Consider the following 25,783-nt stretch of genomic DNA (forward strand, 5'->3'; position numbering starts at 1 on the left):
GATCTATCACTCCGCTGGAGTCTTAGATTAAAAAAGATTAAAAAAATTTGCTCAATCTGCGAGAAAAAAACACACACATTTCTCTCACATAGCTATGTGTTATTTAGACAAATAAAATGCCTTTTCTGAGTCTATAAAATCTATGTTTCTATGTGTTTAAAAAATTAAAGACATAGAGAAAAAATCTGCTCAATCTGCTCAATCTGCGAGAAAAAAAGTAATCATTCTAATCTGTGAAATCTGTGGAAAAAAAAATTAACTTCGAGCAAACAAATCGCCTTACTTATGAAAAAAGCAATTCTGTACGGAGCAAGCGGGCTAGTTGGCTCTTATATTCTCGAAAATTTGTTGAACAACAATAACTACGAACAAATAATAATTGTAGTAAGGAAAGACTTAAACATCCAGCATCCAAAACTAAAAACAATCATAGCTGATTTTAACTCCCTATCAAAAGTGGTCAAGGACATTCAGGCCGATGATGTTTTTATCGCTCTCGGCACCACACAAAAGAAAACGCCTGATAAAAAGTTATACTATCAAATAGATCACGATTACCCGATTCTGGCAGCAGAACTGGCGAAAAAAAACGGAGCAAAAGCTGTTTTTCTGGTTTCGGCACTTGGTGCAAATGCAAAATCATCGATATTTTATACCAAATTAAAAGGAGAAACCGAACGGGGTATCATAAATCTGAATTTAGAACATACTTATATCTTTCGTCCTTCAATGATTTTAGGAGACCGAAAAGAAAGCCGACCGATGGAAAAAGTATTCATTGGAATATTCAAATTGATCAACCCATTGTTTGTGGGAAGCTTAAGTAAATACAAAGGAATAGAGGCCGAAGATATCGCCAAAGCAATGGTAAAAAGTACAGCGCAATTAGATCAGAAAGTAAAAATATTGCATTGGGCAGAAATGACGGCTTTGCTAAAATAAAAAATGGCCTTATCCGGATTAGAGATAAGGCCATTTTTATGGATGGGATATAAATTAATACGCTTTCATTTTTTCGAAAGTAGTCGTAAGAGATTTTTTTGCCTTCGCCAATGCACCACTAAAAGCTCTTTCGAGTGTATCGGCATGTTCTGTAACGGTTACTGGTTGTAATTTTGCAGTACGAACTTCAATCACACATTTTTTATCGTTTAGGCTAAATTTCTCTCCGTTTTCATCGCCGAAATGTACTTCGACGCGGGTTATTTTTTCCTCAAAACGCGCTAAACCTTTTTCTAATTCGCCAGAGAAATAAGCTTCTAATCTTTCGTGTCCTTCGATGTTCTTGTCGGTATTGATCTGAATTTTCATATGGGTTTATATTTAATGATTGTTTCTCAAAGCTATCTTTTTTTTAATAAAAACACAAGTAGGTTAATAAAACATTAAGAAATTAATTAGGCTTTTTTTGCGCCTAGTTTGCCATTCCAAGGAACGAGGAATCACACCCGAAACTCCGCAAAGTTTGTCCTTTCAGAAAATGAATAATCTCATCAACATTGTCAACTGGGCGAAGCCAAACAAAAACAAAAATCGTTAATAACACATTGTCAGACTGAGCGAAGTCGAAGTCCCCGCACAAACACCCTTCCCAAAGAAACTGAATTATGGTTAACTGATTTTTTTCAGCAATTCGATTGATCCCGAAACGATGGCAAAAACCATTCGACAGGTAAACTATGCGCTTCCTTTAAGTGTAATTTGGGAACACGAATCCTTATAATCCGAAAAAACAAACCTCCAAAATGGGTTTTACTGACTGAATCAATTAGCCGAAATTTTAAACCCTTATCTGGATGTTGAATAAACTTGAAAGAGGCTGTTCTAGATCTCAAAAAACAAAAAGAGGAAATCTATCTCATGGGAGTGAAACTTCCTATTTTTATTTTGTTTAGGAATTACTATAAAGTTTAATGGTTCATTTTAACTTTTAATTAGTGAGGTATAAAGAAAGTATTTTATTATAAATGTTCGCATTTGATTGTTTGTAAGATATTTATTTAGGTTTAAATGTATTTCTAGTCATATTCCTCCTGGCTTTCAAGCAACTCTTTTTCTCTTTCCATTTTAATCCGGAATTTTCTTAAATAATTATAAGTTACTTGAAACGCAACGTCCTTGATATCTTTTAAGGGTTTTATGATATTAAAATGGTCTTTGTTTGCAATTGTATGAACATGGTCGTCATGCTCATTAAAGCGAGCGCTATTGTTTCTAACAACCCAATCTTGCATCCCTACTACCCTAATAAAATCGATTTTATCTTCAACTCTTAAGTCGCTCCAATCTTTATTTAAGTTTTTTATAAATGAGCTATTCTTAGAAAGTTCAAAAACTTGAATGAGTTTCGAAATAAAGAGAAACTTTAAGGGGCGGTATAGTATTATTGAAAAGAGATTTCCTATAAATGAGCCGTGATGCGGTGTTGCATATGTGATTAGGCATTTTATTTTTCCAAGATGTTTATCTTTTTTTAATTTTTCGACTAGAAACTTTCGGGCTATAAGGCCACCCATACTGTGACAAACTATTATTATATTGTCATATTCTGAACAATTTTGAGTTATTACAGATTTTAAATGTTCAGATAGCATAGTAATATTTTTTCCATTAAAAATATTGACCATTATCATGATTTGTGATATTATAGGGATTGAGGTATATCTTTTGTAATATTCATCGTACTCTAAGGAAAATGAATCTTTCTCATTCCAAGCTTCGTTTAGATGTGTTGCGAAATTTAACCACGTATAACAATTGCCTCCTAGTCCATGTATGAAAAGGACAGCAGTATCTGAATCTTCAGTTCCAATAAATGTAGGAAGAGGATTTTTTTTGTTCTTTAAATTTAATACCATTAAAACTATATATTAATTTTGTTTTTAATATCTGTAAGTTTAATGTCAATATTCTCTATTGTCTTTTTTACTTCTTCCAAGGTTGTATTTTCAATTGTCTCACAATCAATTTGGCCTAGACTATTAAGAACTCTCTTTAGAATTTTTAATGGATTGTAGGTCTCAATAATATCTTTTAAATTACCTTCATTAAAAGATAAATTGTCTAATAGTTTTTCTTCTAATTTTTCTTTCCAGTTATTGTCTAACCGTCTAATTAAGTCTTCATTACTTTTGTCTGATTCTTGCTTCTTTAATTCAGTAAAAGATTCTTCTGTATAGGTTTGCTTAATGTTTTCATGCTCGATAACAAAGTCATCCCAAATAGTTTTTTGACAAAAAAAGCTACTACTTGAGGTTGGTTTTGCTAATATTCTAGCTCTTTGAACAGGAATTCCAATTCTTATGTAATCAAAATATATGTTTTGTAGCTTTGTAACATCTTCGGGGTTGTATATCCAGTTAACAGAATTGTTTTGTTTCGTTTTATATGATTTTAAATATCCATTTAAATCAACAAAATGACCTTCTCGTTTTTCTAATCTTGTATATACTTCTGGAGAACCGAGGTAGATTAAATAATCTTCCATACGAGAAAGTATGTTTAACCATTCTACTATTCTTAATTCGGTTTCAGCCATAATATTAGCAATTTCTAAGTTGCTTAAGCCATGTTTTACAGATAGTTCTTTACATCTAATATATTTCTCAATTGGATTGTAATCAACTTTGCTATCAACTCCCATTTGGTAGCTTGTTTCTAGTAACGTTATTTCCTTTTCATTATCTGCTAATTCATCAGGAAGAACGACTGCTTTAAAAAAATCTTTACTATTATCATCATTATAAATAATATTTAAGAGCATTGCTCTCCTATTGCCATCTATAATGACTCCATCTTTAGTGATAATTCCAATTTCTTGCTGGCCATTATCTCTTAAACTGTCTTTTGTTTTTTCATTTTTGCCAATTGCTGAATCATAAAGAAATTGTTCAATAATTAACTTGTCTTCGGGCTTTTCAGGATTTAATAATCTATTATTAGATGACTCAAAAGATTTGGTAGAGCTTCTAATTCTTCCGTTGTAGGGATTGTATATTAGTGCATTCAATTTAATTTCTTTAACGGGCAGTTTTAAAGTGTCTCCTTTGTAATTAATTGATTTAATCTCACCTGTTGTTCTAGAAGAATCAATTTCGGTTATTCTTTCAGCTTTAGTCATTTGGATTATAATTTATTAGCAGTTGTAGATATTTTGTTTATCGCGTATAATGCGAAAAGTTGTTTGGTTGGAACTGTTTTTTTTAGAAATACTGTGGCGTCAATTTGAATAAATTCAGGCTCATCAATTGCTATTTTTTCAATAATATTTCTTACTTCCTCAACAAGTCGAGTTGGTTCTAAAAGAATTCCACTAGACCTTTGATTTTCAAACATTACTTGAAGCTTTTTAGCATCTCCAATTTTTTCAGAGAATCCATTGTTAATTGTTTTTATAAAATTTTCTCCATCTTTAAATTTTGAAATAATAGATTCAATTTTTTTATAATAACCATCTTCAATATGTTGTATTGGAAATCCTTTTCCAGTTCCGTATTGGATAGATGTTCTCCATTTACCGTCTGTTTTGTTGTTTTTTTCAATATTGTAATTTGAAAGTGTGACAGTCAAATTTCCATCCTTAATGGGTTGCCACCTACATCTAGCATCCTTGTTTTTTATAGGAGGATTGTCAAATATCTTTTGCTTATAATTATTTAAGTTTATCACCCCCTCTAAATTTGGAATAGAATTGACGATTAATTCTTTTTTTTGTTTTATTCCTAACGAATTTAAAACGATTGCTGCAAATGCACTACTTACAGAAGCACAAACAGCATTTCCTACTAAACGCCATTTTGCGCCTTCAGAACCGATAAATTGATATGTTATAGGGAAGCCCATAATTATTGCGGCTTCTCTTACTGTGGGTAATCTATATTCTCCATCCCCCTTTCTATTTACCTCTGATTTATAAATTACGGATTCTCTTGAATTCGCTATTTTTGTAGCGGTAATTGTTCTACTTGGATTATTTTCATTTTCTGGGAATGACATTTTTCCCATGAAAGGATGGTTAGTTTTCCAATGTCTTGAAAATCTCCATTCTGATTCATAAACACCAGTGTCATAAAAATGATCTGTTATTTTGTTTTGTTCAATTTCAATAGGATAAAGAATATCGTTAATTAATTTATTGCTCTTTTTTTCAAATGGAGAAGGGAAATTTTTCTTGATTAAGCCTATTGATTTATAAAGGGGTAAGTTAAGTTCTGTGTCCTTTTTTTGATGTGTTGGTGTAGGGACAATTAATTTTTTCTTTTTTATAATTTCACCAGAAATAAGCCTTTTTCTTGATTGGATTGAGCCATAGTCTGCTGAATTTATAATAGTTGTATTGTCGTATAAGTCTATAGCGGTATTTAAAGGGCCAATTCTATGTTTTTTTGCCCAATCTTCAAGACCTAAATCTTTAAACGTATAAGATGTTTGTAGGTATCTTTTTGAGTTTACAACATTTTCCATAAACCAAGCTTTCAAAATAGAATTTGGTTTATGCTTTTTTACTGCAACAATTCTTAAAAATGTTTCGGTCAATGAAACCCCAAGTGACTTGTCAGCATTTCCTGATTTATTTGAACTTGAGAAACTTACACAAGGAGGACTTCCAATGATAACATCTGTGTCAGGAACAGCTTCAATTTCTTCAATTGAATTTTTAAAATCTAGTATATTTTTAACTTCACAATTTAAATTAAAATTATGATTATAGGTGTCGATTGCTGGTTTCCAGTGGTCATAACCATGCTTGATGTCAAACCCTTTTTGTCTGAAACCTTCAGAAAATCCTCCCGCGCCACAGAAAAAATCGACAACGGTTAATTTATTCTCCATAATTAAATAATTCTTGAATGTTTACTTCGAGTGCTTTTGCAAGTTTCCAATGATTAGCATTAAAGATTTCTCTTTATTTTAAATAACATTCGCCGCATTTGTAATATTAATAAAAATTTTCTTTCAAATTTACATCGTGTACAATTTATAACAAATATAGCTTATTAACTAATTAAATTTTATGGAAAACAATAATATATTAAAAAATTCTATTGGCAAGTGTATTAATAAATAAAAAGTTATAATAGCGTATTTATACGTGTTTTTAGGATGCGATGAAAAAAACTACTTCTCCCTCTTCCCCCATTTAATTTTCATTTTTCCTTCCTCGTCGAGTGCGATTAGATGCAGGACGATTCCGCGTTCGCGGACGGCATCGCGTTCGGCTTTGGTGGCGAGTTTGATGTCGTTTTTGGAGTTTCGGAGAGGGATGGTGAGAGCAAGATTGGTGCCTCGGCCAAAAGAATAAACGCCTTCGGCATCAAGGTTTAAAACACTCGAACTAATGGTGAAATTATTCACATCGACCTGCTCTCCGCGCAATTTAAGTGTACCGGATAAATCGCTAAACGTAATGTTCTTGACATCGCGGAACGGAAAAGCAAACTTGCCGATCTTCACAATAGGCTCAAAGTTTAACAAAGCACCCTGATTGACGTTGAAAGTCAGATTGCCGTGCATCGAATTCGTGATCAATTCGCCGTTGCCGTTGATGAACCCGGTTACATTGGCCTGGCTGCTTAGCTTCCCTTTGATATTAGCAGGGCTAAAAGACTGAATCCCGAAGTTGTTGAACGACTTTAAAAAACTGGCAATATCAACCCGATTTACGTTGGCGTTTGAGCTAAAAGCAAAGTTCTTCCCGCTTGGTTTTACTTCACTGTTAAAGGTGATACTTCCGCCCGAAGTTTGCAGTGAACCGTTTTTAATGACCAATCTCGAATCGATCATTTGTACCGTGGCAGTTGTATTGGTTGCGGTTAATTTGTTGTAATTGATTTTATCGGCTTTGATGTCGATGACCACCACACATCTGTCGATTACGGTTCGTAGATGGTTTGAAATAGTTGGCTTTTTGGTGGTTTTGGCCGTGGCTTTTACTTTTTGAGAAGTCGCTAAAACTCCCAGAAATTGTTTCAAATCAATATTCGGGCAATAGATCTTCCAGTTTACGATCATTTTCTCGGGAGCATCATAATAGAGGTTGAGGAAATTGTCAATTTTTCCTTCTACGAAAATCGTATTCTTATTGTGTTTGTAGGCAATTTGCTTGATCAGTAAAGCTTTCTCGGTAAAGTCAAGATGAATGTTGGTCTTAACGGCATGAACATTCTTTGGAATATAATGAAAGGAAGCGTCGTCGACATCTATTTTACCGATAAAACGAGGTTTGGTAATATACAAATCGACAATGTCAAACTGAAATTTTAAGTTGGCTTTGGCGTGGCCTGCCGTAAACTGAATCCATTTATCGTTGCTTATTTCGTTGAGCCTTTCGATATCAAAGTCAGAACTAACGTTTCCGGTAGCCAGTGGTTTTTCGAGATTATTGATAGACAATTGCGGAATGGTGAGCGGAATATTTTCGTATTCGCCCACAAAATTCGTTAAAATAATGGCTGAATTAGCATCGTTATAACCGGCTGTAGGTTTGAAATTATTGGTAAAAATCCCTTTGAAGTGGCAGTTTTTGATCAATCCGTCCGGAATGCTTAATTCGTTGTTTTTGATAATGGCCTGAACAACAATTCTGGGATCCCCCTCGGCATTAAAATCCCCCTTGATATCACAATTAACATCGATTGGTTTTTGTAAATTAAATCGGTTAAGCTTAGAACTGATGTTTGCCGATAATAAATTGGATGCATTTTGCCATAAAATAGTAGTCCCAATATTGATTCCGAAAAGTGCATTTCCTTTGGCAAGATTAAAAAAAGCGGTAATGTCAAAAGCGTCTGATCCAATTTTCAGGCCTTTGGTAACAACGTCAATTTTTTCATTTGAAGCAGAGTAGGAAACGGCAAAAGTACCTTTGAGTTCTTTTTGTTTTGCAAAACTTCCGTGTACGGTATTAAAGGCCAGGCTTTTAATTTGCGTGTCTAAAAAAACATCGGTTTGCCAGTTGTCCCCATCAAAATTTACTTTTGACTGTAAGCGGTCCAGATCAAAATCAAACAATTTATGCCCCAGTAGATTGTTTAACGTAAAGTGGACTCCGTTTAGTTCAATCTGGTCGATTGTAGTCTCGGTATCCGATTTGTTTTCAGGTGTTTTTTTCTTTTTCGGCTTAAAAATATTGGCATTCGAATAGCCGTTTTGTGCCTTATACACGTAGATTGCTGCGTCGTTGATGAGGATTTTGTGAATGTTGATTTCGTCATGTACCAAACTCCAAATGTTCAGGCGCACCTCAATTTCTTTAGCTTTTAATAAAGTATGCTGGTGCGTTGCCCATTGATTGTCTTTGACTTCAACCTCCTTTAGGGCCAAAGTAAAGTTAGGGAAACCGGTTAGAAATTTATAATGAAAATCGCCAATATGGAATTTCCCGTTGATGTTTTCATTGATTTTGGTGTTGATCCTGGCGATGATTTCGGTTTTGTTCCGATTAAAATATATAGACAATCCGCCACAAGCGATAAGCAGTAAAGCAATAAGTCCCAGAACGAAAAAGCAAAAACGCCTGGCATATTTTTTAAAATGAATCGATTGAAAAAAGTTTTTTATGTAGAGTAAAGTAGCTTTCATCTGGAAGAATTTTCAAGAACTTTAAAGATAACGTAAAAAACTGACGTTTCTCTAAAAAGATAAAATCCACAGCTGCGTAGGTTAAAACTTATGATTTTACGTTTTCGGATTAATATAATTAATGACAATACATTTATAATGAAAACTAATTTGGTTATGGTGTTTCATTTGCATTTAATTTTTAAATTTGTGGTCTAGTTTGAAACGAAACAATTCAGACGATAATTTTAAAAGATAAGAAATTATGGCATTAGCAATAACAGATGCTACTTTTGATGAAGTAGTTTTGAAATCAGACAAACCAGTAATGGTAGATTTTTGGGCAGCATGGTGTGGTCCTTGTAGAATGGTTGGTCCAATCATTGACCAATTAAGCGATGAATACGCAGGTAAAGTAGTTGTTGGTAAAGTAGATGTAGATGCTAACCAGGAATTTGCTGCAAAATATGGTGTGCGTAACATACCTACCGTTTTGGTTTTTCATAACGGTGAAGTAGTAGGAAAACAAGTTGGAGTAGCTCCAAAACAAACCTACGCAGATAGTTTAGACGCTTTGTTGTAATCGTAAAGATTATGATTTATATAAAAAAGGTTCGACGAAAGTCGGACCTTTTTTATGTTTAAAGGTTTTTGCCGCAGATTAAAAAAATCATTCTTACTGTGTAATCTGTGGCAAAAAGAATTTTAATTCGTGCCAATTCGTAAAATTGCTGGCAAACTTTTTTTATTTTTAACGAATCTTATATTTCTTTAAAAATGAAAATTCTCTATAGCTCTCTTTGTATTCTTGCATGTACTACAATTGGTTTTTCTCAATCGAAACAAAAAGAAATTTATCTTTTAGATAAAGGCGTTTCGAAAGAGTTAGCAACTTACCGAAAACAAGAAATTTCCAATGTAAAATATGCGCTCTCATTTGAAATTCCAGGTCAGAGAGAAAAGGAAATTAAATCCAATCTTGTTTTAGAATTGACCTTATTAGATCATCCTTATCGAAGTGTGTATTTGGATTTTAAAGAGAAATCAGAAAATATAAAAGCAATTGAGGTTAATGGTAAACCGGTTTCAATTGTTCATGAAAATGGGCATATTGTTATTCCTACAGAAGCTTTAAACTCAGGAAAAAATACAATTGGTATTTCTTTTATAGCTGGAAATCTATCTTTAAACCGAAATGATGATTTCTTGTATACCTTACTGGTTCCGGATCGGGCGAGTACCTTATTTCCGTGTTTTGACCAACCGGATATCAAAGCAACTTATAAGTTAAGTTTGACTGTTCCTAAAGACTGGTCGGTTTTGGCTGGTGCCGATGTGAAAGAGAAAACGGAGAAAGGAGACTTTACCGCTTATACCTTTGGAGAATCGGATAAAATGAGTACCTATTTGTTCTCTTTTGTAGCCGGAAAATTCAAAAGTGTGACGAAGAAACCAGGTAATCGGGAAATGACGATGCTGTATCGCGAAAACAATGCAGAAAAATTAAGAAGCAGCACCGATACGATCTTTAATTTGCACCAGCAATCGTTAGATTTTCTGGAAAAATATACCCGTTATAAATTTCCGTTTCAGAAGCTGGATTTTGCTTCAATTCCGGTTTTTCAGTATGGCGGAATGGAGCATGTAGGAGCTATTCAGTACAAAGAATCTACTTTGTTTTTGGATAATAGTGCTACAGACAGTGAGAAATTAGACCGTGCCAAATTGATTGCACACGAAACTTCACACATGTGGTTTGGTGATTTGGTGACCATGAAATGGTTTGATGATGTCTGGATGAAGGAAGTGTTTGCTAATTTTATGGCAGACAAAATTATGAATCCGATTTTCCCGAAAGTAAATCATAATCTACAATTTTTAACGGCTCATTATCCAAGTGCTTATGGCGAAGATCGTTCGCTGGGGACACATCCGATCAAGCAAAATTTAGCCAATCTAAAAAATGCGGGTTCATTATACGGAGCGATCATTTACAACAAAGCACCCATAATGATGCGTCAGTTAGAAGCTTCGATGGGGAAAGAAGCCTTTCAGAAAGGAATCGAAAAATACATTAAAAAATATGCCAACGACAACGCCGACTGGAACAATCTGGTCGAAATTCTCGACGCCGAAACACCGCTCGATATGCAAAAATGGAGCACGGTTTGGGTCAATAAATCGGGAAGGGCGATTTTTAAAGATCAAATCAAATACGATGCTCAAAACCGAATTGCGATTTTTGAAATTACACAACAGGCAGAAGATCAATCTGCAAATGTGTGGCCTCAGACTTTTGAAATTGGCCTGGTTTATCCTAATAGTGTAAAAGTGATCAATGCTACTATAAAAGATAAAAGTCTGTTGCTAAAAGAAGCCGTTGGACTTGAGAAACCATTGGCTGTTATTTACAACTATAATGGTTTTGGATACGGTGTTTTTCCGCTTGACGGGAATAATTTAGAGTCTGTTTTAACATTGAAAGATGAGGTGGCAAGGGCTTCAACTTATATTAACATTTACGAAAATACGTTAACGGGGAATATTGCTCCTGCAAAAGCTTTTGCTTGTTTTTTAAAAGGAATTCAGCAGGAACAAAACGAATTGGTTTTGAAAATTATCACCAATCAAACTAGTGCCGTTTTCTGGAAGTTTCTGACGGAAAAGCAGCAAAATATTGGACAAAAAGAACTTTCGGCTATTGTATATACGCGTTTGCAGGCCAGTTTGCCAAGCAATATCAAGAAGACTTTGTTTAATTTATTTAGTTCAGTTGCTTATTCGGCTACTGATAAGGAACAATTGTATAAAATTTGGAACAAAGAAACTGTGATTCCGGGCTTAAAACTAAATGAAGACGATTATACCAATATGGCTATGAATTTGGCTATATTTAAACATGAAAAAGCAGATGAAATTTTAAACAAAACCAGAACTACGATTGCGAATCCCGACAAGCAAAAGCGATTTGAATTCCTGCTTCCGTCTTTGTCAAAAGACGAATCGGTTCGTGATGCTTTTGTGCAGTCTTTAAAAGATGATGCGAACAGAGAAAAGGAATCCTGGGTTGCTGTAGGTTTAGCGAATATCAATCACCCGTTGCGTCAGGAAAGTGCTCAAAAGTACATTAGATTTTCGTTAGATTTGGTGGAAGAAATTCAGCGTACCGGAGATATCTTTTTCCCAAAAGACTGGCTGAATAACACGGTTGGGAAATATTCGTCGAAATATGCTTTTGATGAAGTGCAGCGATTCCTGAAAGAGAATCCGGAGTTTAGTCCCATTTTGAAAAGAAAATTATTGCAGGCAACCGATGGTTTGTATCGTGCGCAAAATATTAAAAAAGAAACCGAATGAAAATTGAATCGGAAATAGAGAAAGTCTCCAGTTTCCAGCATCTCGAAATGTTGGCGAATCAGGTGGTAGAAGGGTTTATCTCGGGAATGCACAAGAGTCCGTTTCATGGATTTTCGGCTGAATTTGCCGAGCATAAAGTCTACAATGCCGGAGAAAGCACCAAACACATCGATTGGAAATTATTTGCCAAAACAGATCGTTTGTACACGAAACGTTTTGAGGAAGAAACCAATTTGCGATGTCATTTAATTGTCGATAACTCATCGTCGATGCATTATCCGGAGCTCAGGCCAAATCAGCCTTTTTATGAGAAGAAGATTGGTTTTGCTGTTTTGGCGTCGGCTGTTTTAATGAATATCCTTAAGAAGCAGCGTGATGCTGTAGGGTTGAGTGTTTTCTCCGACAGCTACGAATATTATGCTCCCGAAAAAGGAAGTGATCGTCACCATCGAATGTTGCTCAATAAACTGGAAGAGTTGCTGCAGCAGCCAAAAGTCAAAAAAAGCACTGATACCATTACCTATCTGCATCAAATCGCTGAGAAGATTCACCGTCGCTCGATGATTATTTTATTTACCGATATGTTTCAGTCAGAAGACGATGAGAAGCTTTTTAACGCTTTACAGCATTTAAAACACAACAAACACAAAGTGGTTTTGTTTCATGTAGTGGATGATAGAACAGAGCTTAAATTTGACTTTGATAACACGCCGCGCAAGTTTATCGACTTAGAATCAGGCGAAGAGGTATCGCTTTTTGCGGATAATGTAAAAGCAGAATACGAAAAAAGGGCAGAGGAGTATTTCAAGAAACTGTCTTTAACCTGTGCTAAGAATCAAATTAAGTATGTTTCGGTGAATGTAGGGGATGATTTTGAAAAAATATTGACGACATATTTGGTTGAAAAACAAAACTTTGGCTAAAACTTTGAAAAAATATTTAATTTTTTTTCAAAAAACACTTGCAGAAACGAAATTCTGTACTATCTTTGCAACCGCAATAACGCAGAGGTTTGGTAGTTCAGTTGGTTAGAATACATGCCTGTCACGCATGGGGTCGCGGGTTCGAGTCCCGTCCAGACCGCAATATTGGGAAAAGCCTTTCTTAACGGAAAGGCTTTTTTGCCCAAATACGGTATCTAAGATTAGTTGTGTTGTTTTGCTACGACTTTGTAACTCGTAGCTGGTTTAGTAGTTAGACCAATGAAAAGCTTTCCACTTTTGTGGATGGCTTTTTTGATTTAGGACACTTTTGGTTTTTGTTTTTAAATGCAAAGAGCGCTAAGATTTAAGTAAAGTCCGCAAAGTTTTTTATAAGCTTTGCGGATTTTTTGGTTTTTGGTTTAGCCGCAAGGGGTGCTAAGGTTTGCGCGAAGTTCGCAAGGTTTTTTATGGGCTTTGCGGATTTTTTGGTTTTGCTTGTTTGGTTTAGCCGTAAAGTGCGCTAAGGTTTACGCGAAGTTTTTTAAGTTTTGCGGAGTTGGCGCTTTCCGTTTTGGGTTCTTTGAAGTCAAAAAGAAAGAAAGTTCTTCTTTTTTGATTTGACAGGCGAATTTTAAAATATTGGAATCTAATCAATTAAAAATTTCTTAAAATTTATTCGCAAAAAAAGCTTGTAGAATCAAAGATCTGTTGTATTTTTGCACTCGCAATAACGCAGTTGGTTTGGTAGTTCAGTTGGTTAGAATACATGCCTGTCACGCATGGGGTCGCGGGTTCGAGTCCCGTCCAGACCGCAATATTGGGAGAAGCCTTTCTTAATGGAAAGGCTTTTTTGTTTTAGAAAACTTTCTAGAATAAATTGTAAACTCCAAAGTTCCAAATTCCAATAAAACATATAGTCGTGTTGGAGTTTGGAATTTTTTATTTGGAATTTAAATTCTATTTCTTCTTATCTTTAATATCGCAAGAGACATCGTATCAAGCTTCAATGGAATATTCCGGTCAGAAATTAGATAAATATTACATCAAAAAAGTAGATGCCGATAAAAAGAGCATTTACTGCCACCACGATTTGATGGGCGAATTGTTTGTGCCTACACATAAACACGACAAAGCACAATTGTTGTATGCTGAAGGTGATGTGGTTTTTGTAACTACAGAAACGAAAACCTACTTTTTACCGGCAAGACATTTTATCTGGATTCCGAGCGGGGTGGAGCACAGTATTGAGCCAAAGTCGGAAAGTGTTACGATGCGTAATTTGTATTTTCCTGTCGAAAAAGACGAAGATGTTTTTTATAAGAGTGAAGGAATTTATCCGGTCAATAATTTATTGTTGCAAATGATGCTTTTTACCAATCGATGGAATGGGGATCTTAAGAAAGGAAGCCCGAATTTTGCCATTGCCAAAGCGATTAAAGCAATATTGCCTCAAATTTGTCTGACCAACTTACCTTTAGAATTACCGCAACCAAAAGATCCTCGCTTGGGTAAAATTCTGCGTTATATTGAAAATAATCTGGGGGAAACTATTCTATTTGCAGCTGTTGCGCATGAGTTTGGGTATAGTGAACGGTCTTTGTATCGCTTGTTTCAAAGAGATCTCAATATGTCCTTTATTCAATATTATACGATTCGAAGAATTCTAAAAGCTATAGAGCTTCTACTGGATCGAAAACTTTCAGTTAAAGAAGTCGCTCAGGAAGTAGGATATAGTAGTGTGCCAACATTTAGTAATACATTCTTTAAAATCCTCGGGCAACGCCCGTCCGATTACTTAAACGGAGAGGATATTTTAAAAAGCAGATAGATTATTTTTCTCTTGTAGATTAAGTATATAGGGGAATAAATCTGCTTAATCTGCTTAATCTGCGGGAGTTTTTTTTAAATAACTAAAAAGTAAATCTTATTCGTAACGGTTTGTTTGTCATTGTTTTAGTGTGGAGTTGTTGAAAAATAATATTTTAACATTTGTCTGAAATGAATATGTTATTGACTTTTTAGAATTATCAGTCACCAAAAAAATGCAGGAACTTTGCATCATAAATTATTTATGTATTCATGTTCCTTAAAAAACAGATTTCCGCACTACAGTGTTTCCTGAAAAATAGAGCTTATGTCTTATTTATGCTCGGATTCACCACACTACATGCGCAAGAAGTAAAATCGATTTCATTAAATGAGGCGATTAAAATTGCGAAAGAGAATAACCGAAACATTCTCAAATCTAAACTCGAAGTAACACTTTCTGAAGAAAACATCAAAGAAAATAAAGAGTTACGACTGCCGGAAATTGAGATGAACGGCGCTTATTCGAGAATAACCAATATTACCGAATTTAAAGGCGGCTTCTTAAAAGGCAAAGAAGTTACCAGGACCATCCCTGAGATTTACGAGGTTGGAACAACATTTAAAATGCCATTGTATGTTGGAAATAAAATCAATAATGCGATTAAAATTGCCAATCAGGAAAATCAAATCGCTCAAATCAAAAAGGAGAAGACCGAAAATGATATCGAGTTAGAAGTGATTGGGACCTATTTGGGAATTTATAAAATGATGGAGCTTCAGCAAATCATTGCTGAGAATATCAAAGAAGAGCAAAATCGGTTAAGAGAAGTTCAATCCCTGAAAAAACACGGAACGGTAACCAAAAATGAGGTATTGCGTGCAGAATTACAGCTTTCGGACCGAGAGTTGAATGCTTTGACGAATTCTAAAAACATCAAAATTGCGCTGCACGATTTAAAAACATTGCTTCAGTTGCCCGAACAAGAGGAAATAACAATCGACACAACGGCAAATATTGAAATGCAAGGCCTTGATCCTTATGAAGTGTATATGAATCATGCTTTGCAGAACGAAGAAATGCGAATCTCAAGTCAGGAAATAGCGATCAAAAAAACGGAGTTGAAATTGGCAAAAGGGAATTATTATCCAAGTATTAATTTCTTTGGGAACTATAGTTTCAATTATCCCAACTACAAATTTTTTCCTCCAAACCCGTATTTGTACACCTTAGGACAAGTGGGAGTTGAAGCCAGTTTTGATATTTCGGGTTTATATAAAAATAAAACTAAGGTTCAGATGGCGACGACCAGAATTCAATGGCAGGAAATGCAGTCTGAGATTGTGAAAGATAAAATTCAGGACGAGTTGTTCAGGAATCATACGCAATATAAGGAAATCGTTGAGAAGTTTAAAGTTGTCGATAAAGCCGAAGAATTGGCTAATGAAAATTACCGAATCGTAAAACTAAAATACCTGAATCAACTGGTTCTGATAACCGAAATGGTGGATGCAGACAATGCGTTGTTACAGGCAAAATACAACAAAATTTCAACCCGAATTGACGCTGTGATGAAACATTACGAACTGCTGCGTACCGCCGGGATGTTGCCGGGAGAGATTTAAGATCGAGGAGAAAATAGAAGTAAGAAGAAAGAAGCAAGAGAATAGAAAAAGATATAGAATTTATGGTAAAGATTAAAAATGAAACCAGAGCAAACCAATCGTTTCATATCATTATAACAATAATTGCCTGCCTGTTGGTGGTAAGCGGAGTCATTTTAGGAATTTGGTTTTATGTGTTCAGTCAAAATCATGAAGAAACCAATGATGCTCAGGTAGAGCAATACGTTACGCCAATTATGTCCCGAATTACAGGGTATGTTCAGGAGGTTCGTTTTGAGGAAAATCAGTTTGTACACAAGGGAGATACTTTGGTGGTGATTGATAACAGAGAGTACAAATCGAAACTGAATGTGGCTTTGGCTGATGTTCAAAGTGCGAAACAAAGCAGTGTAGTGGCCCAGAAAAATGTGGCGACAACAGCAAGTTCAACAGCAATTGGAGAATCGCAATTGGCGGTGGCGAAAACGAATCTTTGGAAAACAAAATTAGAGTACGACCGATACAAGGCTCTTGTGAAGGAGGAGGCAGCGACTTCTCAGCAATTAGAAAAAGTAAAAGCCGATTACGAGTCGGCGCAGGCACATTTTCAGGAAATGCGAGAGAGGATTCAGTCTTCCAATTTGAGTACTTCTCAGGCGCAGGCAAATGTTCCTACCATGCAAACGGTTGTCGAGTCTAAGCAAGCTGTTGCTGATAATGCGGCATTGTTTCTTTCGTACACCATAATCACGGCGCCTTATGACGGCTGGGTTGGAAAAAGAATTTTACAGCCGGGACAAATGGTTAAAGAAGGGCAATCATTGCTTTCGATTGTGAGTAAAGAGAAATGGATTACTGCAAATTTTAAAGAAACACAGTTACAATATTTAACCGTAGGTCAGGAAGTTCAAATTAAGGCTGATGCTCTAAAGGATAAAGAGTTTACGGGAATTGTTAAGTCATTGTCACCTGCCAGTGGTGCTCGATTTTCGTTATTGCCTCCAGATAATGCCACAGGAAACTTTGTGAAAATAGAACAGAGGATTCCGGTTCGAATTCAATTAAAAGAAGCCGACAAACAAGTCGATTTTTTAAGAGCCGGAATGAATATTACGGTTATTGCCGAACACCAATAAAATGGAAGATAAAAGTATTTTTAAGTCCTGGGTTCCTAATTGGGCGATCATTATTATCTTGTTTGTGTGCTTGCTGCATTCTATGATTTTATTGGGGGTTTACAGTTCAAACGTAACTTATGCTGCAAGTTTTCTGGATATCGAAGCCGAGGATTTGCAGTTTGCTATGTGTGTAACCTACGGAACTTTATTGGCGACGATCCTTATCGAGAGTAGGTTTTCGAATTATTTTCCAGCCAAAACCTACCTAATGATGTTGTATGTTTTGATTGCTGTAACGATAATTGCATCAGGATATGTGGCCAATTTTGCTGTTTTTATCATGTTAAGAGTTCTTGAAGGAATCTTAATGGCTTTGCCGGTAATGATTTTGAGGCAGTTGCTGGTAGAACGTTTTAATTCTAAAAACGCCATTGTCATTGGGTTTTCGTTTTACTACGGATCGCTTTTACTGGCGACGCCCTTTATTATGAACATCGCGGTTTGGTTCCTTGATCATTACGATTGGAAATATATGCTGTATGTTTCGGGAATGCTTCAAATTATTAATGTCTTTTTGATTCTGGTAACCTTTAACAGCCACCGAATCACTAAAAAGATCCCGTTGTATCAAATTGATTTTCTGAGTTTTGTTCTGGTTTTGACATCGATAATAACCGGAGCTTACTTTTTTGTGTATGCCGAAAGAAAATATTGGTTCGAATCGTCTCAATTGATTCTTTCCTTAATAATATGTCTCATTACGGGAGGTTTGTTTGTTTTCAGACAATTACTGGTAAAGCGACCAAGTTTTAATTTTGAAGTTTTCAGATATGCGAATCTGCGAATCGGGTTTCTGTTGTTTTTTCTGTTCTACATTGCCAGAGCGACTTTGAGTTTGTGTCATAGTGTAATGTTTACGATTTGGAATTGGGACCCGTCGCGTGTTGCGGGAGTGCAATATATAAACGGATTAGGAAATGTAATTGGGTTGATTTTAGCGGCTGTTTTTCTGATGCGATCTATGGCGACTAAATACATTTTTATGATAGGTTTTGCGCTTTTGGCGGTATATCATTTTTGGTTTACGTTTTTGTTTGTGTCCGATGTTTCACTGTCGGATATTTTGATTCCGTATATTTTGCAGGGGATCGCGGTTGGGGTTTTGTTTGTGCCATTAGTTTTGTTTACGGTTACGGCAGTTCCGGGAAAATTGATGACATCCTCCGGGATTATTGGAGTCTCAGGACGTTTTTGGGGAAGTACTATCGGGTTTTGTATCATGCAGAATGCTCAAGTGTTCCTGAATAAAAAACACTTCCTGAAACTAAGCCAATTTGTAACAGGCGAGAATCCCGAAGCACAGCAAACCATTGCTGCAACAACACAGAGTTTTATAGCAAAAGGATATTCGGTCGATAATGCCAATACATTGGCCTTGAAAAAGGTTTTTACTACCGTTGCCAAACAAGCTACCTTATTATCGGATATGGAAATTTATACTGTTGTGGGGTATGGTTTGGTGGTTTTGGTGGTTTTGATTGGCTTGAACCAACATTTAAGACACACAGCAAACCTGTTTAAAAAGAAAATTTGGATCAGTTAAGGAATTTGTTTGAAGATTTAATCTCGCAAAGACGCGAAGGTGCAAAGTTTTTACTTGCTATAAACGCTTAACGGGGCTGTTTGTCATTTCGAGCGAAGGGAGAAATCACACAAGAAGCTCCGTTCCAAGTGTCGTCAATCTTTGTTGAATTGCGAGTGTGTAAAAAGAAGGTTTGGATCTGCCAGAATGCTTTTAAAATAACCCCATAGTCAGGGAGTGATGATCCTGACTTTTTTTTCGATTGATGATGATGAAAGCCCGTGCTGATTACACGGGCTTTTTCTATACGAAAAAATAAAATAGAGATGGACTCATATATGCGTCTAAATGAAAATAAAATCTGCGGATTTTTGTGCTATTCTTAAAATTTAGAAATCATGACGACAGAAAACTTCTCAAAAGAAACCGAAACCAGATTAATGGATTTTTTTAATAATGCGATTGATCCTAAAGATATGGCAAAGAGTATTCGTCAAATAAATCATGTGCTTTCTTTGTGTGTAATGAGGGAATGTGAAATGGTTCAGTCTGAATTATCAAATATTGATGACAATTTTTACTGGCTGAACAAATTGGCAGAAGTTTTGGATCCTTATTTGGATGTGAGGTGAAGAAAGGTTTTTTCGTCTGGTTTGTCATTTCGAGGAACGAGAAATCACACAAGTAATTCGACAACAGTTTGTATTCTAAACCCGACAGGTTTTAAAAAACTGTCGGGTTTAATGGAAAACAAAAAAGCTTCTGATTTCTCAGAAGCTTTTTTTCGGTGCGGATAATAGGACTCGAACCTACACGCCTTGCGGCACCAGATCCTAAGTCTGGCATGTCTACCAATTTCACCATATCCGCGGCAATTGTGGGTGCAAAGATAGACATAACTTCGAATATTCAAAGAAAAAAAACGAAAAAATTGAAAAAAAATATTAATTCTCTTTTTTGTACTTTTGGATTTCTATAAAAATAATTTAAATGGAAAATATAAAGTCTTACGTTCAAGAACATAAGGATCGCTTTATCAACGAGTTGATCGAATTATTAAAGATTCCGTCGGTTAGTGCCGACACTGCATACTCGCAAGATGTTATCGATACTGCCGAAGCAGTAAAGGAAAGTTTATCAAAAGCAGGTTGCGATTTTGTCGAAATTTGCGACACTCCGGGTTACCCAATCATATATGGAGAGAAAATAATCGACCCAAATTTACCAACTGTTCTTGTTTACGGACATTATGATGTTCAGCCACCAGATCCGTTAGAGTTATGGACTTCGCCTCCATTCGAACCTGTAATTAAAACAACAGATATTCACCCGGAAGGAGCAATCTTCGCTCGTGGTGCTTGTGACGACAAAGGTCAGATGTACATGCACGTAAAAGCGTTGGAGTACATGGTTCAGAACAATGTTTTGCCATGTAACGTAAAATTCATGATCGAAGGAGAAGAAGAAGTAGGTTCGGCAAGTTTAGCGTGGTTCGTAGAACGCAATCAGGAAAAACTAAAAAACGATGTCATCTTAATTTCAGATACCGGAATGATTTCTAACCAACAGCCGTCGATTACGACAGGTTTAAGAGGTCTGAGTTATGTTGAGGTAGAAGTTACAGGTCCAAACCGCGATTTACATTCTGGTTTATACGGAGGAGCAGTGGCGAACCCAATAAATATTCTGGCAAAAATGATCGCTTCGCTTCATGACGAAGACAATCATATTACGATTCCGGGGTTCTACGATAAAGTACAGGAATTGTCTCTTGAAGAAAGAGCCGAAATGGCAAAAGCGCCTTTTAGCTTAGAAAAATATAAAAAAGCCTTAGACTTAAATGATGTTTATGGTGAAAAAGGATATGTAACTAACGAGCGTAATTCTATTCGTCCAACTTTAGATGTAAACGGAATCTGGGGAGGATATACCGGAGAGGGTGCAAAAACGGTTATTGCAAGTAAAGCATTTGCTAAAATTTCGATGCGTTTGGTACCTAATCAGGATTGGGAAGAGATCACAGAACTTTTTGCAAAACATTTCACAAGTATTGCTCCGGCAGGAGTTACAGTAAAAGTAACGCCACACCACGGAGGTCAGGGTTATGTAACGCCAATTGACAGTATTGGATATCAGGCGGCAAACAAAGCGTATACAGAAACTTTTGGAGTTCCGGCAATTCCGGTTCGTTCAGGAGGAAGTATTCCGATTGTAGCTTTGTTTGAAAAAGAATTAAAAAGTAAAACGATCTTAATGGGCTTCGGTTTAGACAGTGATGCAATTCACTCGCCAAACGAGCATTTTGGAATCTTCAATTACTTAAAAGGAATCGAAACTATTCCGTTGTTTTATAAGTATTTTGTAGAGCTTTCGAAGTAGTTTTCTAAAAAGAAAGATTTAAAATAAATAAGGAATCCGTTCAGAAATGAGCGGATTTTTTTATGGGCGTTTCCGCCGCGGCGGTCGGGCTTTCGGCTATATTCCCAATTAACAAAAACTACGGCTAAAAAGCCTTGTTTTTCTAAATCGGGAGATACCGCCTCTATCCCTAACGCTTAAGAGAGGTTCAAAGGGGCAGAGGTTCAAAGGTACAGAGGAACGGGAAAATTGAAATTTTTGTTGAATAGCCTACAGCTTCAGCTGTAGGTAGGTTTAAAGGAATTAGATAATTGGCTTTAGCCGAATAAATTCCAGATTTAAATTTTGAAAATCTCTGCATGAAATTAGGCTAAAGCCAATAAATGCCTTTATTTCTCCAGCCTCCAGCTGAAGCTGGAGACAATTCAGATATTGTTTCTCTTCACCTTTGCACCTCTGCGCCTTTGCCACTCTGAACCTCAAAAAAAGAAACCCTCAGAACCTTAGTGTCTTAGAGTCTCAGCACCTTTCAAAAAAAAATCTTGCATATTAAAAAAATAATTCTACATTTGTAGAGCAACATCTATAATTGTAGAATTAAAATAGTCAAATGAGACAGCTGGTAATCTTATTATTTTGTGGATTAGTTCTTTTAGGATGCAAAAGCAAACCGATCAATCAGATTGTGGATAAGAAACGGGAAGGTGTCTGGATTGACAATTACAAACAAGACAGCACGGTTTACAAATCGTTTGAGTATTACAAACACGGCGAACCCATAAAAAAGTGGAAATCGTATATAGACGGGAAAATCTATAAAACAGAGAAATATAAAAAGGGAATCTGCCTTGTAAAATATTATTACGAAAACGGAAAAGTACAATCGAAGGGAAAAACAAAGATCGAAGTCAATTCGATAGAAACACACTGGTTTTATTTTGGTGATTGGGAGTTTTATTCGGATAAAGGGAAATTAATCGAAGTTAAGAAATACGATAACGGTGAGTTGATTTCGGAACGAATAGTGGAGTAGGCCGGAGGGTGTAGAAGAAAGAATAAAGAGAATAGAAAGAGTAAAGATTATAGAATATAGAATTAGTGTAGCATACAGAAGAAATCATAAAAATCATTTTAATCTGTGGCAAAGAAAAACTCAGCAACTTAGAATCTTAGTAGCTCAGAACCTTAAAAAGAAAAAAAATGCAATTATCAAACTCAGAAGAACAATTAATGGAGCATCTCTGGAAGCTTGAAAAAGCTTTTATGAAAGATTTGCTTGAAGCGTATCCGGAGCCAAAACCGGCAACAACAACCGTTGCGACGCTTTTGAAACGAATGATCGATAAAAAATTCGTTGCTTACAATGAATTTGGGAATTCAAGAGAATATTACCCTTTGGTCAAAAAAACAGCCTATTTCTCTAAACATGTTAATGGGTTAATTAGTAGTTTTTTTAATAATTCGGCATCACAATTCGCTTCTTTTTTTACGACCGAAACGAATTTAAGTACGACCGAACTGGAAGAACTCAGAAAAATAATCGATTCAGAAATTCAAAAGAAGAAAAAATGATAAACTATCTTTTAAAATCAGGAATACTGCTTTTTGTTTTTTATGCAGTATACAAATTGCTGTTGGAAAACGAAAAAATGTTTCGTTTTAATCGCGCTTATTTGCTGGCGAGTTTGGTTTTTAGTTTTGTAATTCCGCTACAACTTATCTCGTTTGGATCGTTTGTGTCTGCTAAAATTGGGTTGGTTCAATTGAATGAAATAGTACTTCAGAAAAGCAGTGAGCAGCTCAATACCATTTCGGTAAATGACTTTTTGTTGGTTTTGATTGTTGCAGCTTACAGCGCCGTAGTTTTAGTGTTGACATTCAGGTTTGTTCTGGGGCTTAATTCGTTTTATAAAAGGATACAGCGCAGTGAAATTCGTTTTGAAAATGGACAAAAAATAGTGTTGCTTCAGGAGTCTGGTTTGCCATACTCTTTTTGGACATCTATTTTTATGAATAAAACAGAATTTGAAAATGGCAAAATTCCATCAGAATTAATAGCCCACGAGAAAGCACATTTGAAACAGAGGCATACTTTGGATATTCTTTTTGTTGAGGTGCTGCAGATTGTTTTCTGGTTCAATCCGTTGCTTCTTCTTTATAAAAAATCCATTAAACTCAATCATGAATTTTTGGCCGATGAAGCCGTAAATATGCAGTTTGGTGAAATTAGAAGTTATCAGCATTTATTGCTTGATTTTGCCTCCAATAAAAATACGGTTGCTCTGGCGAGTAATATCAATTATTTAATAACTAAAAAACGTTTACTTATGATGACTAAAAAAGAATCTCCGATTAAAATTGTATTGAAAGTATTTACAGTGGGTAGTCTTTATGCCTTGCTTTTGTTTGTTTTTAGTACTCAAGCAATTGCTCAAAAACCGCCCACTAAAGCAGCAATGAAAGACAAAGACCTTTATGTATTGGAAGAGGTCGAGAAATTGCCTGAATATCCTGGTGGCATGACAGCGTTTTATAAATTTATTGGGAAGAATTTCAAAATGCCGGCAGCAGTTGGGAAAAATAAAATTGAAGGAAAAACATACATGCAATTCACCATTGAAAAAGATGGAAGTTTATCCGATATTAAAACAATTAAAGACTCCGGTTATGGAATAGGGAATGAGGTTATCCGTGTCCTGAAACTTTCTCCAAAATGGACCGCTGCAACGCAACAGGGGAAATCGGTTAGAGTAATTTACAGTTTGCCAATTACGGTTCAGCCTGAGAAATAGGTTTTTTTTTAAGGTACAGAGGTGCAAAGGTGCAAAGGGGTTAAAGATTTCCTTTTAAATAGCCTCCAGCTTTAGCTGGAGGTTTAAAATGATAAGGTGAGTGGCTTTAGCCAAATCAGCTCAGGATTCAAATTTTGGTTTTCTGTACCTCGCATCTTTTCAAAAAAAATCCGCTTCCAGAACCTGGAAGCGGATTAAATAAAAAACTAAAAAAAAATTCTAAAAAACAACAACCCGGATCTTAGAACAAATCCGGATTATATCCAAAATAAGGCATTTTTTGCTCGTTAAAAATAACCCCATATTCTTCTAGCTCCTTTAAAATAGGCAGGTACACTTCTTTTTTTATCGGAAGCTGTACGCCTGGAGTTGTGATTTTTCCATTTAAAATTAACAGCGTCGCCATTGCAACCGGTAGTCCAACGGTTTTTGCCATTGCAGTATAGGTTTGGTCGTCTCCAATACAAACCATTTTGGAGTCAATTTGTTTTTTCTCTCCATTGAGTTCATAGCCAAACTTATGGTACATGACAATCATGTCTTTGTCATCCGGTTCCAGAGACCAGCTGTCGGTTAATATTTTTTCTAAGATCTGCGCAGGAGTGGCATTGGGCAGATTTATTTTCTTGTTGGGATTAAACAAATCCAGTTCCAGAAGCTTGTCCCACATAATATCGTCCTGATCAATTTTTAAGATCAGTCGGGTTTTGATTTCTACAGAATCGGTTGGGTGGTACGGTAAAAAGGAATTCACAAATTGACGGTAGCTCATGTTTTCAGAGTCTTCCATGATATAGCTGTCGTCTGTCATACCCAGTTGTACAAACATATTCCATGCCTTCGAGAAACCTACTCTTCTGATGGTTCCTCTGTACAGCGTTAGCACATTGTCTAAACCGTAAACCGATTTGTATTTAAGGGAATCGCGATTGGAATAAGCCTCAAATTTCCCGTAACCTTCTACTTCCAGAAATTCGGTACGGCGAAATAAAGCGCTGTACGGAATGTATTTATAAGTACCTTCCTGAATAAATTTTGCTGCGCCTCCTTGTCCCGCCAGAACGACATTTCGAGGAGCCCAGGTAAATTTGTAATTCCATAAATTATTATCGGATTCGGGAGCAACTAAGCCACCGCAAAAGGATTCAAAAAGCAGCATTTTGCCACCTTTGGCTCTGATTTCATCAATCACTTTCATGGCGCTCATGTGATCGATTCCGGGATCAAGACCAATCTCGTTCATGAAAACCAAATTGTTTTTTCGGGCTTCCTCGTCCAGTGCCTGCATGGCATCACTGATATAGGAAGCTGTAACCAGATGTTTTTTAAACTGTAGACAGTCTTTGGCGATTTCGATATGTAAATGGGCAGGCAGCATCGAGATTACGATAGACGCTTTTTCGATTGCTGCTTTTCTTTCTTCGGTATCAAAAATATTTAAAGCAATTGGAGTCGCATTAGGATGTTTTTGTGTCTTTTTTTCGGCTAAGGCCAAAGAAAGGTCGGCCACAACAAGATGTAGGTTTTCGCTTTCTGATTTTGCTAGTAAATAACGTATTAAGGACGATGCAGATCTACCGGCTCCAATGATTAAAATGCTTCTCATATTTTATATTTATAACACAAATATATTAAATTGTTAAATATATAACAATTTTAATTTCGGAAAAATGTTGGATATTT

General features: G+C 35.9%; 19 protein-coding genes and 3 tRNA genes. 15 read left to right on the forward strand and 7 right to left on the reverse strand.

The features are described from left to right. Positions 1-285 precede the first annotated feature (285 nt). Entirely contained in the window at positions 286-942 is a 657-nt protein-coding gene (locus OLM61_RS09220; protein WP_264526062.1) for an NAD(P)H-binding protein, read from the forward strand. Positions 943-996: 54 nt separating this feature from the next. On the opposite strand, the gene OLM61_RS09225 is transcribed toward OLM61_RS09220, so the two are convergent. The 5 genes from OLM61_RS09225 to OLM61_RS09250 form a co-directional block, all read right to left on the reverse strand. Beyond that, a complete protein-coding gene (locus OLM61_RS09225) occupies positions 997-1,311 on the reverse strand; it encodes an HPF/RaiA family ribosome-associated protein (RefSeq protein ID WP_264526063.1) in 315 nt (104 codons plus the stop codon). 707 nt (positions 1,312-2,018) lie between these two features. Further along, positions 2,019-2,858, reverse strand: a complete 840-nt coding sequence (locus OLM61_RS09235) for an esterase/lipase family protein (protein WP_264526064.1) — start codon at positions 2,856-2,858, stop codon at positions 2,019-2,021. A gap of 5 nt (positions 2,859-2,863) precedes the next feature. Then, a complete protein-coding gene (locus OLM61_RS09240; protein ID WP_264526065.1) occupies positions 2,864-4,120 on the reverse strand; it encodes a hypothetical protein in 1,257 nt (418 codons plus the stop codon). A 5-nt stretch (positions 4,121-4,125) separates the two neighbouring features. Then, entirely contained in the window at positions 4,126-5,832 is a 1,707-nt protein-coding gene (locus tag OLM61_RS09245) for a DNA cytosine methyltransferase (protein WP_264526066.1), read from the reverse strand. Positions 5,833-6,117: 285 nt separating this feature from the next. Further along, on the reverse strand, positions 6,118-8,580 hold the full coding sequence (locus OLM61_RS09250) for an AsmA family protein (protein ID WP_264526067.1): 2,463 nt from the start codon (positions 8,578-8,580) through the stop codon (positions 6,118-6,120). 244 nt (positions 8,581-8,824) lie between these two features. On the opposite strand from OLM61_RS09250, the gene trxA reads away from it, so the two are divergent. The 10 genes from trxA to OLM61_RS09300 all read left to right on the forward strand — a co-directional run bounded on the left by trxA (position 8,825) and on the right by OLM61_RS09300 (position 19,582). Further along, positions 8,825-9,142, forward strand: coding sequence for a thioredoxin (trxA, locus tag OLM61_RS09255; RefSeq protein WP_012023423.1), 318 nt, complete (start codon positions 8,825-8,827; stop codon positions 9,140-9,142). A 194-nt stretch (positions 9,143-9,336) separates the two neighbouring features. Further along, positions 9,337-11,916 carry a M1 family metallopeptidase gene (locus OLM61_RS09260; RefSeq protein ID WP_264526068.1) on the forward strand — a complete coding sequence of 860 codons (2,580 nt, stop codon included), beginning with the start codon at positions 9,337-9,339 and terminating at the stop codon, positions 11,914-11,916. Further along, positions 11,913-12,839, forward strand: a complete 927-nt coding sequence (locus OLM61_RS09265) for a DUF58 domain-containing protein (protein WP_264526069.1) — start codon at positions 11,913-11,915, stop codon at positions 12,837-12,839. The genes OLM61_RS09260 and OLM61_RS09265 overlap by 4 nt, the downstream gene beginning before the upstream one ends. Before the next feature lie 86 nt (positions 12,840-12,925). Next, positions 12,926-12,999, forward strand: a tRNA-Asp gene (locus OLM61_RS09270). A gap of 578 nt (positions 13,000-13,577) precedes the next feature. Continuing rightward, positions 13,578-13,651, forward strand: a tRNA-Asp gene (locus tag OLM61_RS09275). A 131-nt stretch (positions 13,652-13,782) separates the two neighbouring features. Further along, the gene (locus tag OLM61_RS09280; RefSeq protein WP_264526070.1) at positions 13,783-14,667 is read left to right on the forward strand and encodes an AraC family transcriptional regulator; all 885 of its coding nucleotides are present in this window, start codon (positions 13,783-13,785) and stop codon (positions 14,665-14,667) included. Between the two features lie 317 nt (positions 14,668-14,984). After that, positions 14,985-16,271, forward strand: a complete 1,287-nt coding sequence (locus OLM61_RS09285) for a TolC family protein (protein ID WP_264526071.1) — start codon at positions 14,985-14,987, stop codon at positions 16,269-16,271. 62 nt (positions 16,272-16,333) lie between these two features. Beyond that, positions 16,334-17,386 (forward strand): HlyD family secretion protein, encoded by a 1,053-nt coding sequence (locus tag OLM61_RS09290; RefSeq protein WP_264526072.1) that lies wholly within the window; start codon positions 16,334-16,336, stop codon positions 17,384-17,386. A gap of 1 nt (position 17,387) precedes the next feature. Beyond that, positions 17,388-18,971 carry an MFS transporter gene (locus OLM61_RS09295; RefSeq protein ID WP_264526073.1) on the forward strand — a complete coding sequence of 528 codons (1,584 nt, stop codon included), beginning with the start codon at positions 17,388-17,390 and terminating at the stop codon, positions 18,969-18,971. A gap of 377 nt (positions 18,972-19,348) precedes the next feature. Continuing rightward, positions 19,349-19,582, forward strand: a complete 234-nt coding sequence (locus tag OLM61_RS09300; RefSeq protein ID WP_264526074.1) for a hypothetical protein — start codon at positions 19,349-19,351, stop codon at positions 19,580-19,582. Between the two features lie 156 nt (positions 19,583-19,738). Here OLM61_RS09300 and OLM61_RS09305 read toward each other — a convergent pair. After that, a tRNA-Leu gene (locus tag OLM61_RS09305) sits at positions 19,739-19,820 on the reverse strand. A 120-nt stretch (positions 19,821-19,940) separates the two neighbouring features. Between OLM61_RS09305 and OLM61_RS09310 the strand changes: the two genes are divergently transcribed. The 4 genes from OLM61_RS09310 to OLM61_RS09325 all read left to right on the forward strand — a co-directional run bounded on the left by OLM61_RS09310 (position 19,941) and on the right by OLM61_RS09325 (position 24,100). After that, positions 19,941-21,329: a dipeptidase gene (locus OLM61_RS09310; RefSeq protein ID WP_264526075.1), complete on the forward strand. Its 1,389-nt coding sequence runs from the start codon at positions 19,941-19,943 to the stop codon at positions 21,327-21,329. Positions 21,330-21,918: 589 nt separating this feature from the next. Then, entirely contained in the window at positions 21,919-22,341 is a 423-nt protein-coding gene (locus OLM61_RS09315) for a hypothetical protein (RefSeq protein WP_264526076.1), read from the forward strand. Positions 22,342-22,508: 167 nt separating this feature from the next. Next, positions 22,509-22,880 carry a BlaI/MecI/CopY family transcriptional regulator gene (locus OLM61_RS09320; RefSeq protein WP_264526077.1) on the forward strand — a complete coding sequence of 124 codons (372 nt, stop codon included), beginning with the start codon at positions 22,509-22,511 and terminating at the stop codon, positions 22,878-22,880. Next, positions 22,877-24,100: a M56 family metallopeptidase gene (locus OLM61_RS09325; protein WP_264526078.1), complete on the forward strand. Its 1,224-nt coding sequence runs from the start codon at positions 22,877-22,879 to the stop codon at positions 24,098-24,100. The genes OLM61_RS09320 and OLM61_RS09325 overlap by 4 nt, the downstream gene beginning before the upstream one ends. 241 nt (positions 24,101-24,341) lie before the next feature. On the opposite strand, the gene OLM61_RS09330 is transcribed toward OLM61_RS09325, so the two are convergent. Further along, a complete protein-coding gene (locus tag OLM61_RS09330; RefSeq protein ID WP_264526079.1) occupies positions 24,342-25,706 on the reverse strand; it encodes a saccharopine dehydrogenase family protein in 1,365 nt (454 codons plus the stop codon). Positions 25,707-25,783: the final 77 nt, after the last annotated feature.

Source organism: Flavobacterium sp. N502536, from assembly GCF_025947345.1.
Lineage (GTDB): Bacteria > Bacteroidota > Bacteroidia > Flavobacteriales > Flavobacteriaceae > Flavobacterium.

Bases quoted from the DNA above. Each gene is read 5' to 3' on its own strand.
- OLM61_RS09325 (WP_264526078.1), top strand. From the start codon at position 22,877: ATGATAAACTATCTTTTAAAATCAGGAATACTGCTTTTTGTTTTTTAT.
- OLM61_RS09320 (WP_264526077.1), top strand. From the start codon at position 22,509: ATGCAATTATCAAACTCAGAAGAACAATTAATGGAGCATCTCTGGAAG.
- OLM61_RS09330 (WP_264526079.1), bottom strand. From the start codon at position 25,706: ATGAGAAGCATTTTAATCATTGGAGCCGGTAGATCTGCATCGTCCTTA.
- OLM61_RS09250 (WP_264526067.1), bottom strand. From the start codon at position 8,580: ATGAAAGCTACTTTACTCTACATAAAAAACTTTTTTCAATCGATTCAT.
- OLM61_RS09285 (WP_264526071.1), top strand. From the start codon at position 14,985: ATGCTCGGATTCACCACACTACATGCGCAAGAAGTAAAATCGATTTCA.
- OLM61_RS09265 (WP_264526069.1), top strand. From the start codon at position 11,913: ATGAAAATTGAATCGGAAATAGAGAAAGTCTCCAGTTTCCAGCATCTC.
- trxA (WP_012023423.1), top strand. From the start codon at position 8,825: ATGGCATTAGCAATAACAGATGCTACTTTTGATGAAGTAGTTTTGAAA.
- OLM61_RS09260 (WP_264526068.1), top strand. From the start codon at position 9,337: ATGAAAATTCTCTATAGCTCTCTTTGTATTCTTGCATGTACTACAATT.
- OLM61_RS09220 (WP_264526062.1), top strand. From the start codon at position 286: ATGAAAAAAGCAATTCTGTACGGAGCAAGCGGGCTAGTTGGCTCTTAT.
- OLM61_RS09310 (WP_264526075.1), top strand. From the start codon at position 19,941: ATGGAAAATATAAAGTCTTACGTTCAAGAACATAAGGATCGCTTTATC.
- OLM61_RS09290 (WP_264526072.1), top strand. From the start codon at position 16,334: ATGGTAAAGATTAAAAATGAAACCAGAGCAAACCAATCGTTTCATATC.
- OLM61_RS09300 (WP_264526074.1), top strand. From the start codon at position 19,349: ATGACGACAGAAAACTTCTCAAAAGAAACCGAAACCAGATTAATGGAT.
- OLM61_RS09240 (WP_264526065.1), bottom strand. From the start codon at position 4,120: ATGACTAAAGCTGAAAGAATAACCGAAATTGATTCTTCTAGAACAACA.
- OLM61_RS09295 (WP_264526073.1), top strand. From the start codon at position 17,388: ATGGAAGATAAAAGTATTTTTAAGTCCTGGGTTCCTAATTGGGCGATC.
- OLM61_RS09315 (WP_264526076.1), top strand. From the start codon at position 21,919: ATGAGACAGCTGGTAATCTTATTATTTTGTGGATTAGTTCTTTTAGGA.
- OLM61_RS09245 (WP_264526066.1), bottom strand. From the start codon at position 5,832: ATGGAGAATAAATTAACCGTTGTCGATTTTTTCTGTGGCGCGGGAGGA.
- OLM61_RS09235 (WP_264526064.1), bottom strand. From the start codon at position 2,858: ATGGTATTAAATTTAAAGAACAAAAAAAATCCTCTTCCTACATTTATT.
- OLM61_RS09225 (WP_264526063.1), bottom strand. From the start codon at position 1,311: ATGAAAATTCAGATCAATACCGACAAGAACATCGAAGGACACGAAAGA.